The organism is Pseudonocardia endophytica (assembly GCF_004339565.1).
GTDB classification, from domain to species: Bacteria; Actinomycetota; Actinomycetes; order Mycobacteriales; family Pseudonocardiaceae; genus Pseudonocardia; species Pseudonocardia endophytica.
In genome coordinates this window covers 3,785,511-3,798,844 of sequence record NZ_SMFZ01000001.1, presented here as the reverse complement: position 1 = coordinate 3,798,844, position 13,334 = coordinate 3,785,511, and the positions used below count along the sequence as shown (strand labels likewise).

Here is a 13,334-nt window from a genome sequence, read left to right as displayed (position 1 = left end):
CGCGCCTGCCTACCGTTGCCGGGTGACCACCTCGACCGGGCCGGGAGCCGCACGTCGCGGCACCGGCCCGTCCGAGCTCGACGAGCTGTTCCGGACCCACCGCGACCGTCTCTGGTCCGTGGCGGTGCGGACGCTGGGCAACCGCGCCGACGCCGAGGACGCCGTGCAGGAGACGTTCGTGGCGGCACTGCGCTCCGGCTCCGGCGGCTTCCGCGGCGAGGCCGACCCCGGGACGTGGCTGTACCGGATCCTGATGAACAAGTGCATCGACCGGATGCGCGCCCACCCGGAACCGGACGTCGGGCAGGACACCTCACCGGACCCGGTGGGCGGGGTCGCGACCCGGCTCGTCGTCGACGAGGCCCTCGGCCTGCTGCCGCCGGAGCAGCGCGCGGCCGTCGTCCTGGTGGATGTGCACGGGTGGCCGGTCGCCGAGGCGGCCCGGATCCTCGACGTGGCGGAGGGGACGGTCAAGAGCCGCTGCGCCCGCGGGCGGTCCCGGCTGCTCGAACTGCTCGGCCACCTGCGGGAGGAACCGTGACCACCCCGGAGGACCGGCTCCGCTCCGAACTGGCCGCGCTGGCGGACGTGCCGATGCCACCCGACGTCGCCGACCGCGTCGAGCGGGCGACCGTGCGAGAGCTGCGGTCGGCCGGCGGATCGGTGCGAGCGGAGCTCTCGGCCGGCCCGGACGCGGCGACCCGCGTCCCGGTGCTGCCCGGCGGAGCGGTCGGCGACGCCGGGGCCACTCCGTCGCGCCCCCGCCGCCCTCGTCGCGCCGCCCTGCCGGCCGCGGCGGCCGTCGTCGCGCTGGCGGTGGTGGCGGGCGTCGCGGCCGGCGGGACGGACCCGCCGCACACGGTCGGACGGGAGGACGACCTCCGCTCGACCGGCGCCGTCGCGTTCGGCCGGGCCGGGGCGGGCGACCTCGCCGATCCCGACCGCCGCAGCGCGTGCCTGACGACGGCGGGGGTGCCGGAGCCGGACGCGGCACTGCTCGGTGGCGTGCCGTACACCGTCGACGGCACGCCGGGCACGCTGCTCGTCCTCGGGACCGCCGTGACCGGCCGGTACCGGCTCGTGGTCGTGGATCCCGCCTGTGCACGGGTACTCGCCGAGGCCACCACCGGACGCTGAGCGCGCGCCGCCCGGGGCCGCGGAATGAGGCTGCCTAGGATCGCGTTGAAGCAACCGACGGCCGGAAGCGTCGTACGACCGGCGAACAGCGCAGGCCACACACCTCGCGCCGGAGCCGCCAGGAGGGATCGACAGCGGTGACCACCGACACGGTGCACAACCTGATCATCATCGGCTCGGGACCGGCCGGCTACACGGCCGCGGTCTATGCCGCGCGCGCCCAGCTCGCCCCGCTCGTGTTCGAGGGCAGCCAGTTCGGCGGCGCCCTGATGACCACGACGGAGGTCGAGAACTACCCCGGCTTCACCGACGGGATCATGGGTCCCGACCTGATGGAGCAGATGCGCGGCCAGGCGAAGCGCTTCGGCGCCGACCTGCAGGCCCGCGACGTCGACTCCGTGAGGCTGGACGGCCCGGTCAAGGAGGTCGTCGTCGGCAAGGAGACCTACCGCGCCCGCGCCGTGATCCTCGCCATGGGCGCCCAGCCACGCTACCTGCACGTGCCCGGCGAGCAGGAGCTGCTCGGCCGCGGGGTGAGCTCGTGCGCCACCTGTGACGGGTTCTTCTTCCGCGACCAGAACATCGCCGTGATCGGCGGCGGTGACTCGGCGATGGAGGAGGCGACGTTCCTCACCCGCTTCGCCGAGACCGTGACGATCATCCACCGCCGGGACGAGTTCCGGGCGTCGAAGATCATGCTGGAGCGCGCGCAGAACGACCCGAAGATGCGCTGGCGCACGAACGCCGAGGTCACCGAGGTGACCGGCGAGGGCTCGGTGAAACAGCTGCAGCTGCGGGACACGCAGACCGGCGAGACCGACTCGCTGGACGTGACCGGCATGTTCGTCGCGATCGGGCACGACCCGCGCAGCGCGCTGGTGAAGGGCCAGATCGCACTCGACGACGAAGGGTACGTCCGGACGCAGGCGCCGAGCACGTACACCGACGTCGAGGGCGTGTTCGCGTGCGGCGACCTCGTCGACCACACCTACCGGCAGGCGATCACGGCCGCCGGGTCCGGCTGTGCCGCCGCGATTGACGCGGAGCGCTGGCTCGCCGGCACACCGGTCGAGGCCGAGATGGCCGGGGGCGGCTACGGCGCCGCACCGTCTGAGAAGGTTGCCGAAGCCGCGCACTGACTCGATCCAGAACCGCACGTGAGCAGCACACAGAAGGAGAACCCCGATGGCGAACACGATCGACGTGACCACCAGCTCGTTCAGCGACGACGTCCTGAACAGCGACAAGGCGGTCCTGGTGGACTTCTGGGCCACCTGGTGCGGCCCGTGCAAGATGGTCGCGCCGGTGCTCGACGAGATCGCGGGTGAGAACGCGGAGAAGCTGACCGTCGCGAAGCTCGACATCGACGCGAACCCCGAGGTCGCGCGTGACTACCAGGTCATGTCGGTCCCGACCATGATCCTCTTCTCCGGCGGCCAGCCGGTGAAGCAGATCGTCGGGGCGAAGCCGAAGGCCGCACTGCTCGACGACCTGGCCGACCACCTCTGACCCGCGAAAGATAACGCTGCGTGTTCCGGCCGGTCACGGCCGGGACACGCGCGTGTTCGCCCCGCTGTGCCTCGTTCGAGGTACCGCAGGGCACAATGGGGCGGGCGGCGCTCCCGGAGACGGGCTGCGCGGTCACGACGGACAGCGCCCGAAACGGGCGTCACCGACATCGAGCGAGGGGTGCATGCAGCTGCTCCGGCGCGGCGACTCCGGTCCCGCCGTGGAAGATGTGCGGGAGACGCTGCGGCGGCTCGGCATCCTGGCCGACACGCCGCAGGGCGCTCGTTCGCCCGGGTACTTCGACGCCGACGTCGACCACGCGGTGCGGGTCTTCCAGCAGGGCCGTGGCCTGATCACCGACGGGATCGTCGGGCCGGACACCGCACGGGCGCTGCGCGAGGCCGGCTGGTCGCTCGGCGACCGGCTGCTCGCCTACACCGTCACCACCCCGACGTCCGGGGACGACGTGGCGATGCTCCAGGAGCGGCTGCTGGAGCTCGGGTACAACGTCGGACGCCCGAACGGCGTGTTCGACCAGCAGACCGAGACGGCGCTGGTCCGTTTCCAGCGCGACTACGGCCTGACGCCGGACGGCGTGTGCGGCCCGCAGACGCTGCGCGCGCTGCGCCAGCTCGGGCGCAAGGTGACCGGCGGACGGCCGGGCCTGCTCCGCGAGCAGGAGCTGCTGCGCCGCGCGGGACCGCGGATGCGTGGGAAGCGGATCGTGATCGACCCGGGCCACGGCGGCGCGGACCGCGGCGTCGAGGTCGCCGGCGTCGACGAGGCGAACCTGATGTGGGACCTCGCCCGCCGTCTGGTCGGCCGGATGTCGGCGACCGGCATGGAGGCGGTGCTGTCCCGCAACGAGGACAGCTGCCCTCCGGACGCGGAGCGCGCGCAGTTCGCCAACGACATCGGCGCGGACCTCGTCGTCTCGCTGCACACCGACGCGAACCGCAGCATGCACGCGCAGGGCCTCGCGACCTACCACTTCGGGAACGGCTCGGGCGCGACGTCGACGGTCGGCGAGGCGCTCGCCGGACTGATCCAGCGCGAGCTGCTCACCCGCACCGCGATGCTCGACTGCCGCCCGCAGCCCTGCACGTGGGAGCTCGTCCGTCGCACCCGGATGCCCGCGGTGCGGCTGGAGATCGGCTACCTGACCCACATCGGGGACCGGCGCAAGCTGCTCGACCCCGAGTTCCGCGACGTCGTCGCCGAGGGCGTGCTGGTGGCCGTGAAGCGGCTGTACCTGCTCGGCCAGGACGACCAGCCGACCGGCACGTTCACGTTCTCGGACGTGCTGGCCCGCGAGTACGGCAGGGACCAGATCAGCGCCAGCTAGGCGGTTGTCGCACGTCCCCGCCCTCTCGGGCGGGGACGGTCATGATCGGCCGTCAGCGGAGCTCACAGGGCGTCCTCAGATCGTCGCTGAGCACGCGACCGACCTTCGCGGGCGTCCGCTGTGCGACGGGTGCGGCCGCCTGCAGCGGGATCGTCACCGTGTTGAACAATTGTTCGAGCGCCGCTTCGACGTCCTCCTTCCACTCCAGGCCGGAGCGGAGCTCCATCCGCAGCCGCGGCCAGCGGTGGTGCGGGCGGACGGTCTTGAACCCGACGGCGCGCAGGAACTCGGCGGGGACGACGCAGTCGGCGTCGGTGCCGGGGCTCGCGTCACCGAACACCTCGACGGCGCGGACGCCGCGGCGGGTGAGGTCCTTCACGACCGTCTGGGCCAGCATCCGGCCGACGCCCTCGCCGGAGAACTCCGGCATCACCTGCATCGTGGTCAGCAGCACGGCGTCGGCGCTGACCGGTCCGGTCGGCATCTCCGCGGCGCGGGGCACCGACGTGGGCGGCGCATAGATGACGTAGCCGGCCGGTGCGCCCGAGACGTACACCACGCGCCCGCACGAGCCCCACTCGAGCAGGACCTCGGAGAGCCAGGCCTCCTTCTCCAGGTCGGCCGTGCCGTACCCGTCGGCCTGCTCGGCGGAGCGGGTGGACAGCTCCCAGTAGACGCAGTTACGGCACCGTTTGGGCAGATCGCCCAGATTGTCCAGATTGAGCGTGGCGACGTGCCAGGACACGTGGATAGCACCTCCCGGCGTCGTGACCGCTCTGGACCTCGTCCGGGCCATGGGCCGGACGAGGCATCGTCCGACGCCGTCCGACGGCTCCGGTGACCGCCCGCAGCGTAATTCGATTCAGCCCACCGCGACACCCCGCGTGCTGCCACCGGTGTGTGACCGACGACGAAGGGCAGGGAGATCACCTGACCCGGTTACACTCGGCGGGTCCGACCACCGAGATCCCCAGGAGCGCGTCATGACGTCGCCCGACCGTCCGCAGCAGCCCACCGATCTCCCGGTGACGGCGGCGGCAGCGGCGGCGGCGCGCACGACGGGCAGGGCGGGCAACCCCACCGAACGGTTCGCCACCCGCACCGGCGGCATGACCGCCTCCGAGATCCGCGCGCTGTTCGCCGTCGCGAGCCGGCCCGAGGTGGTCTCGCTGGCCGGCGGGATGCCGAACCTGGCCGCGCTGCCGCTGCAGTCGTTGTCCGGTGAAGTCGCCGAGCTCGTCGCCCAGGACGGGCTGACGGCGCTCCAGTACGGGTCCGCGCAGGGCGTTCCGGAGCTCCGCGAGCAGATCTGCGACGTGATGGCGGAGGAGGGCGTCGAGGGGGACCCGAACGACGTCGTCGTGACCGTCGGCTCGCAGATGGCCCTCGACCTGCTCACCCGGATCTTCGTCGACCCGGGCGATGTCGTGATCGCCGAGGGCCCGTCCTATGTGGGCGCCCTGGGCAGCTTCGCCGCGTACCAGGCGCGCGTCGTGCACGTCGCGATGGACGAGCACGGACTCGTACCGGAGCTGCTGACCGATGCGTTGCGCTCCCTTGCCGCGCAGGGCATCACGCCGAAGTTCCTGTACACGATCCCGAACTTCCACAACCCGGCGGGCGTGACGCTGTCGATCGAGCGCCGTCCGCGGATCCTGGACATCTGCCGCGAGTACGGCGTGATGGTCGTGGAGGACAACCCGTACGGGCTGCTCGGCTTCAGCGGCGAGGTCTACCCGTCGCTGCGCTCGTACGACTCCGACGTGATCTACCTCGGCTCGTTCTCCAAGACGTTCGCGTCCGGCCTGCGGGTCGGGTGGGCGCTGGTGCCGCCGCTGGTGCGGGACCGGCTGGTGCTGGCCGCGGAGTCGGCGACGCTGTGCCCGCCGAGCTTCACGCAGATGCTCGTCTCCCGGTACCTGGCGCACCACGACTGGCGCAGCCAGGTGAAGACGTTCACCGAGAACTACCGCGAGCGCCGCGACGCGATGCTGGCCGCGCTGGAGACCTACCTGCCGGAGGGCTGCAGCTGGAACGTGCCGGACGGCGGCTTCTTCGTGTGGCTGACCGTCCCGGAGGGCGTCGACACGAAGGCGATGCTGCCGCGGGCCGTCACGGCGCGGGTCGCGTACGCGTCCGGCACCGGGTTCTACGCCGACGGGTTCGGCAGCCGGCAGCTGCGGCTCTCGTTCTGCTACCCGACGCCGGAACGCATCACCGAGGGCGTGCGACGGCTGGCGGCGGTCCTGGAGGCCGAGCTGGACGTCGTGCGGACGTTCGGCACGTCGGCGCGCTCGGAGCTCGGCCGGGGACCGCAGAGCCCCTCGCCGGACACGAACTGATCGGTCCGCCTTCTGCGGGCGCCCACCGAGACGGCTCGGTGGGCGTCCGCGAGAATGGCGCGGTGACCGATCGAACCGTCGCCGTCCTGGCCGGAGGCCTGTCCCACGAGCGTGAGGTGTCGCTGCGATCCGGGCGACGTCTCGCCGGCGCGTTGCGTGCCGTCGACGTCGAGGTGCGGGAGTGGGACGTCGACGCATCCTTGCTGGACCGTCTACAGAAGGAGCAGCCGGACGCCGTCGCGGTGGCGCTGCACGGGGGAGAGGGCGAGAACGGCGCCGTGCAGGCGGTACTGGAGCTGCATGGCGTGCCGTTCGTCGGGACGCCGTCACGTGCCTGCCGCCGTGCCTGGGACAAGCCGACCGCCAAGGCCGAACTGGCCCGGGCCGGGCTGTCCACGCCGGAGTGGGTGGCGCTCCCGCACTCGACGTTCCGCGAGCTCGGCGCGCAGGGCGTGCTGGACGCGATCGTCCGTGAACTCGGGCTGCCGCTCGTCCTGAAGCCGGACCAGGGCGGCTCGGCGCTCGGCGTGCAGGTCGTCCAGCACGCCGCCGACCTGCCGGCCGCGATGGTCAGCTGCCTCGCCTACGCCGACACCGTCCTCGCCGAACGCTTCGTCGTCGGGACGGAGGTGTCGGTCGCGGTCGTACACGACGGCGACGAGCCCCGCGCGCTCCCGCCGGTCGAGGTCGAGGTGCCGTCCGGGTTCTACGACTACACCTCGCGCTACACACCGGGTGCGGCGTCGTTCCACTGCCCCGCGCGTCTTCCGGAACCGGTGCAGGACGAGCTGCGTTCGGTCGCGCTGCAGGCGCACGAGCTGCTCGGCCTGCGGGACGTCTCCCGTCTCGACGCGATCGTGCAGGACGACGGCGTCGTGCAGATCCTCGAGGTGAACGTGTCCCCGGGGCTGACGGACACGTCGCTCCTACCGACGTCCGTCGGGGCAGCGGGGATGGACCTGGGCGTCGTGTACCGGTCCCTCGTCGAACGCGCCGTCACACGGAGCTGACCGCGCACCCACGTTTCACGTGAAACAGCGCGAGCCCAGCTCGGTGCGCGCGGTTTCACGTGAAACACCCCGGTCTTCGACGGCGGCGCATCGACACGCGTGGAGCGCTCCTGTCCGCACCCTTCACCCGACCACGGCCGCGCCACGCCCGCCGTTCCGACAACGCCTCCGAAGCCACGCTCACCGTTCCGACCAGGGCTCCGCCCGAAGCGTCGACCTCAGCTCTGCCCGAGCTCCGACCACGGCGCCGATCATGGCCGCGGCGCCGTCGCCGTCGCGGCACCGAGTTGGCGATGACCGTAGGCGACATCGCGGCGGAACCCGTCAACCATGATCGGCTCAAGTGGCACAACCGCGCCACCACTGGCGTGTTACGACCATTCCTGCCGATCACGGTGAGAGTTGCCGAGGGTGAGGCCCGCAACGGCCAACCATGATCGGCGGAAGTGGCACAAGCGCGCCGCTCACGTCATCGATCGCACGGATGCGACATCGCTACCGATGACGCGCACGAACGCCGCATTCGTACCGCCCCGAGGCGGCGGTGCACCGGTGGAAACAAGATCGGCCGGCTCCGCGGTGACTCGCCGTCGACTCACCCGCGGACGCACGCCGCCGGCGGCGTGGTTTCACGTGAAACCCGCCGCCGCCGTCGAACCTCAGGAGCGCCCGTCGAGGCCCATCATCGAGGTGATGCGCTCCAGGTCCTCGACCGAGCCGAACTCGACGACGATGCGACCCTTCCGCTTCCCGAGCTCCACACGCACGCGGGTCTCGAACTGGTCGGACAGGCGATCCGCGACCTCGGTCAGCTCCGCGGGCGCCTCGGACCGGGTCCGGGTCGCCTTCTCCTTCGCCGGGCCGTCCTGGCGGGCGAGCACGACGGCTTCCTCCGTCGCACGGACCGACATCCCCTCCGCGACGATCCGGCCGGCGAGATCCTCCTGCTGCCCGGCGTCCTCGAGACCGAGCAACGCCCGAGCGTGACCGGCGCTCAGCACCCCGGCCGCCACCCGTCGCTGCACCGCCACGGGAAGCCGCAGCAGCCGGATCATGTTCGTCACCACCGGGCGGCTGCGCCCGATCCGGTCGGCCAGCTCGTTGTGCGTGACCCCGAACTCGGCGAGCAGCTGTTCGTAGGCGGCCGCCTCCTCGAGCGGGTTCAGCTGCACGCGGTGGATGTTCTCCAGCAGGGCGTCGCGGAGCATCGCGTCGTCGCCGGTGTGCCGGACGATCGCCGGGAGCACCTCGAGCCCGGCGCGCTGAGCGGCCCGCCAGCGGCGCTCGCCCATGATCAGCTCGTACTCGGAACCGTTGGCGCGCACCACGATCGGCTGCAACAGGCCGAACTCGCGGATGGAATGCTCGAGCTCGCCGAGCTGCTCCTCGTCGAACTGTGTCCGTGGCTGCTGCGGGTTCGGGACGATCCGCGAGACCGGGATCTCCCGGTATTCGGCACCACCGTCCACGACGTCCGGGGGCGAGTCCAGTGTGGACGGACCGGGCGACGGCAGGGGAGCGGTCGCGGGCAGTCCGGGCGAGGCGACGCCGGTGCCCGGCCGGGCGGTGGCTCCGTTCTCCACCGGCCCGGTCGGGATCAACGCGGCCAGGCCGCGGCCCAGACCACCCTTGCGCTCCGGCATGGGTGTCAGCTCCCGTTCGCGGTCTGCTGCTGGGCGGGCGGCTGCTCGACACCGAACTCGGCGATCTCGCGGGCGGCGTCGACGTAGCTCATCGCGCCACGCGAACCCGGGTCGTAGGCCAGGACGGTCTGGCTGAAGCCGGGCGCCTCGGACACCTTGACGCTGCGGGGGATGACCGTCCGCAGCACCGTCGGGCCGAAGTGCTGCCGCACCTCGGAGGTCACCTGGTCGGCGAGCTTCGTCCGGCCGTCGTACATCGTCAGCAGGATCGTCGACACGTGCAGCGACGTGTTCAGGTGCGAGCGCACCAGGTCGATGTTGCTGAGCAGCTGGCCCAGCCCCTCCAGCGCGTAGTACTCGCACTGGATCGGGATCAGCACCTCGGCGGCCGCGACGAGCGCGTTCACCGTGAGCAGGCCCAGCGACGGAGGGCAGTCGATGAGGACATAGTCCACGTCGAGCTCGGCCAGCGCCTCGTCGGTCAGCGCCTGGGCGAGCCTGCGCTCCCGGGCGACCATGCTCACCAGCTCGATCTCGGCGCCGGCCAGGTCGATCGTCGCCGGGACGCACAGCAGGTCGGGCGACGCCGAGCTGGCGACCGCGGCGTCGGCCAGCGAGATCTCGCCGAGCATCACCTCGTACACCGACGGCGTGCCGGTCCGGTGCTCGACGCCCAGCGCCGTGCTCGCGTTGCCCTGCGGGTCGAGGTCGATGACCAGCACCCGGATGCCGTGCATGGACAGCGCGGCGGCCAGGTTGACGGTGCTCGTCGTCTTCCCGACGCCACCCTTCTGGTTCGCGACGGTCAGCACGCGACGGGTCGAGGGCCGCGGCATCCCGTGGCCGTCCGGATGCAGGACGCGAGCGGCGCGCTCGGCCTCCTCCGCGATCGGGGTCCATCCGAGACTCACGCGAGACCTACTCTCCGAGTCCGCAGCTGCCGTCGTTGTTTCACGTGGAACAGTCGTACCCGAACTCATGGTCGCTGCCCCTTCCTCCGGCTACCCGAACGGCTTCCTGAACGACGCGGAGCCGCTTCGCGGTCGATGGCCACCACGGTAGTCGGCGGGTCGACGACATCCGCGCCGCACCGCAGGACACGCGGGTCCGAACCTCCGACCGCCCGCACGTCGGCCCGATCGCGCTCGATCTCCTCCGCGGCCGACTCACCCTTGAGCACCAGCATCGACCCGCCCGGACGGACCAGCGGGAGACACAGCCGCGTCAGGCGCGCCAGCGGGCCCACCGCACGCGCGGTCACGACGTCCGCGCCCTCCCATCGTCGCACCACGACCTTCTCCTCGGCACGCCCCCGTTCGACGGCGACCGTCAGGCCGAGATCCGCGACGACCTCGTCGAGCCAGTCCACCCGGCGGGCCAGCGGCTCGATGAGCACGATGTGCAGATCCGGACGCGCCAGGGCGAGCGGGATGCCGGGGAGCCCGGCCCCTGAGCCGACGTCCACGACCTTCGCCCCGTCCGGGACGAGCTCGCCGAGCACGGCGCAGTTCAGCACGTGCCGGTCCCACAGGCGTCCGTGCTCCCGCGGGCCGATCAGCCCGCGCTCGACACCGGACGTCGCGAGGTGCTCGACGTAGCGGACCGCGAGCGGGAGCCGATCACCGAACACGCTCCCGGCGACCGGGGGCGGCTCGGGGAGCGGTTCCGCCGTGGTCTCGCTGCTCGTCATCTCGGACCGGTCAGCGGTTCCGGTGGACGACCACCTGGCGCTGCGGCTCCTCGCCCTCGCTCTCGCTGACGACACCGCGGACGGTCGCGACGGCGTCGTGCACGACCTTGCGCTCGAACGGCGTCATCGGTCGCAGGCGCGCCGACTCACCGGACTCCTTGACCTCCTCGGCCGTGCGCAGGCCCAGCTCGGTGAGCTCGTCGCGACGGCGCTTGCGCCAGCCCGCGATGTCGAGCATCAGCCGGCTACGGTTGCCCGACGACTGCTGCACGGCCAGCCGCGTCAGCTCCTGCAGGCTCTCCAGCACGGACCCCTTGTCACCGACGAGCTTGGTGAGGTCGTCACCGCCGTCGATGCTCACGATCGCCCGGCCACCCTCGACGTCGAGGTCGATGTCGCCGTCGAAGTCGAGGATGTCGAGCAGCTTCTCCAGGTAGTCCCCGGCGATGTCGCCCTCCTGGACCAGCACGTCCTCGTTCGACGGCTTGTCCTTGGGGGCGTCCACGTCGCCGTCCTGAGCGGTCTTCGGCACGGTCTGTCTCCTCTGTCGGATGTATGCGGGGGCGCGCGCCGGCCCGCACGACGGTCGGGGAGACCGTCGGGGCCGTGGCGCGGCGGGGTCAGCGGCGCTTGTTCTTCCGGCTGCCGGACGGACGGGAACCGGACTTGGGGCGGTTCGCTCCGCCGCCCCCCGACGGTCGCTTGCCGGCGGGGCTCACCGGCTTCGAGCCGGGCTTCTTCGCCTGCCCGTTGCCGGACGACTGGCCGTTGCCGGACCCGTTGGAGCTCCCGTTCGTGGACGGTCGCGACCCGTTCCCGTTCGACGACGCCTTCCCGGTGTCGTCGCTCACGGGCGTGTCGTCCACGGCCTCGACGGTTGCGTCCGCGCCGTTGCCGTTCGTGGTGTCGTCGTTCTTGCGGTCCTCGGGGCGCACCGGCTTCTGGCCGGGCCGCGGCGCGGACGAGCGGGCTGCCTCGGTGGCCTTCTCCCGCTTCTCCGTCTCCTCGGCGTCGATCCGCTTGTAGACGATGTACTGCTGGCCCAGCGTCCACAGGTTGTTCGACACCCAGTAGAAGAGGATCGCCAACGGCAGGAACGGTGCACCGACGACCACACCGATCGGGAACACGTAGAGCATCAGCTTCTGCATGATCGCGGCCTGGGTGTTGTCCATCGCACCCTGCTGCGCCTGCTGGCGTGCCACCGAGTGTCGCGCCGTGATGTGCGTGAAGATGCCGGCCGCGATCATCAGCGGGACCATCACGATCCACTGGTTGACCAGGTTGCCGCCGAGTTCCTGGACGCTCGGGATCCCCTGACCGCCGAAGTTCGACAGCGGGAACACGGCCGCGCCGAGCTTCGACCCGAGGAAGTCGGAGTCGACGAACGACCGGACCTCGTCGGCGTTGAACACGTAGTTCTCGAGCTTGCCCGGCTTGAACTCGCGCAGCACGTGGAACAGGCCGATGAACACCGGGACCTGCACGAGGATCGGCAGGCAGCCACCGAGCGGGTTGGCCCCGTTCTGCTGCTGCAGCTTCTGCATCTCGGTGGCGAGCTTCTGCTTGTCGTTCGCGTACTTCTTCCGGAGCTTCTGCATCTCCGGCTGCATCTCCTGCATCTTGCGCATCGACCGGACCTGGCCGACGAACGGCTTGTACAGGATCGCGCGCAGCGTGAAGACGAGGAAGACGACCGAGAGCGCCCAGGTGACGCCGTTCGCCTCACCGAGGACGAAGCCGAACACCTTGTGCCAGAACCACAGGATGGCGCTGACCGGGTAGTAGATGAAGTTCAGCACGGCGCTTGCTCCTCGCGGTCTCGGGCCTCGCCCGTAGTGCGGTCACGGCGCGGCGGGACCGGGTCCACGCCACCAGGGTGCCACGGGTGACAGCGCAGCAAGCGCAGCGTGGCGAGCCAGCACCCGCGCAGGAGGCCGTGTGTCGTCACGGCCTCGACGGCGTAGGCACTGCAGGACGGGTAGAAGCGACAGCTCGGCGGCAGGCCCGGCGAGATCCACTTCCGGTAGAAGCCCAGCATCGCGAGCACGACGCGGGCGCCGGGGGACGGCCGGATCTCGGAGTTCACCGCGGGGTCCGGGGACGGCGGGCCGTGGCGAGCGCCGAGTCCAGGTCACGGGCCAACTCGACCGACGACGCGTCCGCGGACGGCGGAAGGGCGCGTACGACGAGTGAGGTCCCCGGTGCGAGGTCGCCGAGCCGGTCGGCCACGAGATGGCGGAGCCGCCGGGACACCCGGTGCCGGACGACCGCGTTGCCCACGGCCTTGCTCACGACGAAACCCGCCCGCGGCGCGTGGGCGGCGGACGGGTCGGTGCCGGCCGTGTGCAGATGCACGACCAGCCGGGAACGGCCTGCTCGGCGTCCCCGGCGGATGGTCGAGGCGAACTCCTCCCGGCGGGTGAGCCGGGACGAGGCCGGCAACACCGCGCGGGCCGGTTCGTCGGTCCCGGCCCTCAGGCCGAGAGCTTCTCGCGCCCCTTGCGGCGACGCGCGGCGACGATGGCGCGACCGGCACGGGTGCGCATGCGCAGACGGAACCCGTGCGTACGGGACCGGCGGCGGTTGTTCGGCTGGAAGGTGCGCTTGCCCTTGCTCACGGTCGGCTCTCCCGAGAGGCGGACGGGCAGGGGCCCG

The 13,334-nt window shown here is 71.8% G+C and carries 16 protein-coding genes; 7 read left to right on the top strand and 9 right to left on the bottom strand.

The features are described 5' to 3' along the window. Positions 1–22: 22 nt before the first annotated feature. The 5 genes from EV378_RS17645 to EV378_RS17625 all read left to right on the top strand — a co-directional run bounded on the left by EV378_RS17645 (position 23) and on the right by EV378_RS17625 (position 3,991). The gene (locus tag EV378_RS17645) at positions 23–541 is read left to right on the top strand and encodes a sigma-70 family RNA polymerase sigma factor (protein ID WP_132426781.1); all 519 of its coding nucleotides are present in this window, start codon (positions 23–25) and stop codon (positions 539–541) included. Further along, positions 538–1,137 carry a hypothetical protein gene (locus EV378_RS17640; protein WP_132426779.1) on the top strand — a complete coding sequence of 200 codons (600 nt, stop codon included), beginning with the start codon at positions 538–540 and terminating at the stop codon, positions 1,135–1,137. The genes EV378_RS17645 and EV378_RS17640 overlap by 4 nt, the downstream gene beginning before the upstream one ends. A gap of 137 nt (positions 1,138–1,274) precedes the next feature. Further along, entirely contained in the window at positions 1,275–2,276 is a 1,002-nt protein-coding gene (trxB, locus tag EV378_RS17635; protein ID WP_132426777.1) for a thioredoxin-disulfide reductase, read from the top strand. A 46-nt stretch (positions 2,277–2,322) separates the two neighbouring features. Next, on the top strand, positions 2,323–2,646 hold the full coding sequence (gene trxA / locus EV378_RS17630) for a thioredoxin (protein ID WP_132426775.1): 324 nt from the start codon (positions 2,323–2,325) through the stop codon (positions 2,644–2,646). Positions 2,647–2,830: 184 nt separating this feature from the next. Next, complete coding sequence (locus EV378_RS17625) at positions 2,831–3,991, top strand: N-acetylmuramoyl-L-alanine amidase (protein ID WP_132426773.1); 1,161 nt, start codon at positions 2,831–2,833, stop codon at positions 3,989–3,991. A gap of 52 nt (positions 3,992–4,043) precedes the next feature. Here the strand turns inward: EV378_RS17625 and EV378_RS17620 are convergent, their stop codons facing one another. After that, a complete protein-coding gene (locus EV378_RS17620; protein WP_132426771.1) occupies positions 4,044–4,736 on the bottom strand; it encodes a GNAT family N-acetyltransferase in 693 nt (230 codons plus the stop codon). Between the two features lie 238 nt (positions 4,737–4,974). Between EV378_RS17620 and EV378_RS17615 the strand changes: the two genes are divergently transcribed. Together EV378_RS17615 and EV378_RS17610 are read left to right on the top strand one after the other, a co-directional pair. Then, a complete protein-coding gene (locus EV378_RS17615; RefSeq protein WP_132426769.1) occupies positions 4,975–6,333 on the top strand; it encodes an aminotransferase-like domain-containing protein in 1,359 nt (452 codons plus the stop codon). 62 nt (positions 6,334–6,395) lie between these two features. Further along, positions 6,396–7,343, top strand: coding sequence for a D-alanine--D-alanine ligase family protein (locus EV378_RS17610; RefSeq protein WP_132426767.1), 948 nt, complete (start codon positions 6,396–6,398; stop codon positions 7,341–7,343). Between the two features lie 659 nt (positions 7,344–8,002). Here EV378_RS17610 and EV378_RS17605 read toward each other — a convergent pair. The 8 genes from EV378_RS17605 to rpmH all read right to left on the bottom strand — a co-directional run bounded on the left by EV378_RS17605 (position 8,003) and on the right by rpmH (position 13,297). Next, complete coding sequence (locus tag EV378_RS17605; protein ID WP_132426765.1) at positions 8,003–8,986, bottom strand: ParB/RepB/Spo0J family partition protein; 984 nt, start codon at positions 8,984–8,986, stop codon at positions 8,003–8,005. A 5-nt stretch (positions 8,987–8,991) separates the two neighbouring features. Further along, positions 8,992–9,897: a ParA family protein gene (locus EV378_RS17600; RefSeq protein WP_132426763.1), complete on the bottom strand. Its 906-nt coding sequence runs from the start codon at positions 9,895–9,897 to the stop codon at positions 8,992–8,994. 65 nt (positions 9,898–9,962) lie between these two features. Continuing rightward, entirely contained in the window at positions 9,963–10,676 is a 714-nt protein-coding gene (gene rsmG / locus EV378_RS17595; RefSeq protein WP_132426761.1) for a 16S rRNA (guanine(527)-N(7))-methyltransferase RsmG, read from the bottom strand. Positions 10,677–10,686: 10 nt separating this feature from the next. Beyond that, positions 10,687–11,208, bottom strand: coding sequence for a Jag family protein (locus tag EV378_RS17590; protein WP_207908698.1), 522 nt, complete (start codon positions 11,206–11,208; stop codon positions 10,687–10,689). An 88-nt stretch (positions 11,209–11,296) separates the two neighbouring features. Further along, on the bottom strand, positions 11,297–12,478 hold the full coding sequence (yidC, locus tag EV378_RS17585) for a membrane protein insertase YidC (RefSeq protein WP_132426757.1): 1,182 nt from the start codon (positions 12,476–12,478) through the stop codon (positions 11,297–11,299). After that, positions 12,472–12,717, bottom strand: coding sequence for a membrane protein insertion efficiency factor YidD (gene yidD / locus EV378_RS17580; protein WP_132428066.1), 246 nt, complete (start codon positions 12,715–12,717; stop codon positions 12,472–12,474). The genes yidC and yidD overlap by 7 nt, the downstream gene beginning before the upstream one ends. A gap of 44 nt (positions 12,718–12,761) precedes the next feature. After that, entirely contained in the window at positions 12,762–13,124 is a 363-nt protein-coding gene (gene rnpA / locus EV378_RS17575) for a ribonuclease P protein component (protein ID WP_132426755.1), read from the bottom strand. A 29-nt stretch (positions 13,125–13,153) separates the two neighbouring features. Next, the gene (gene rpmH / locus EV378_RS17570) at positions 13,154–13,297 is read right to left on the bottom strand and encodes a 50S ribosomal protein L34 (protein WP_132426753.1); all 144 of its coding nucleotides are present in this window, start codon (positions 13,295–13,297) and stop codon (positions 13,154–13,156) included. Positions 13,298–13,334 lie beyond the last annotated feature (37 nt).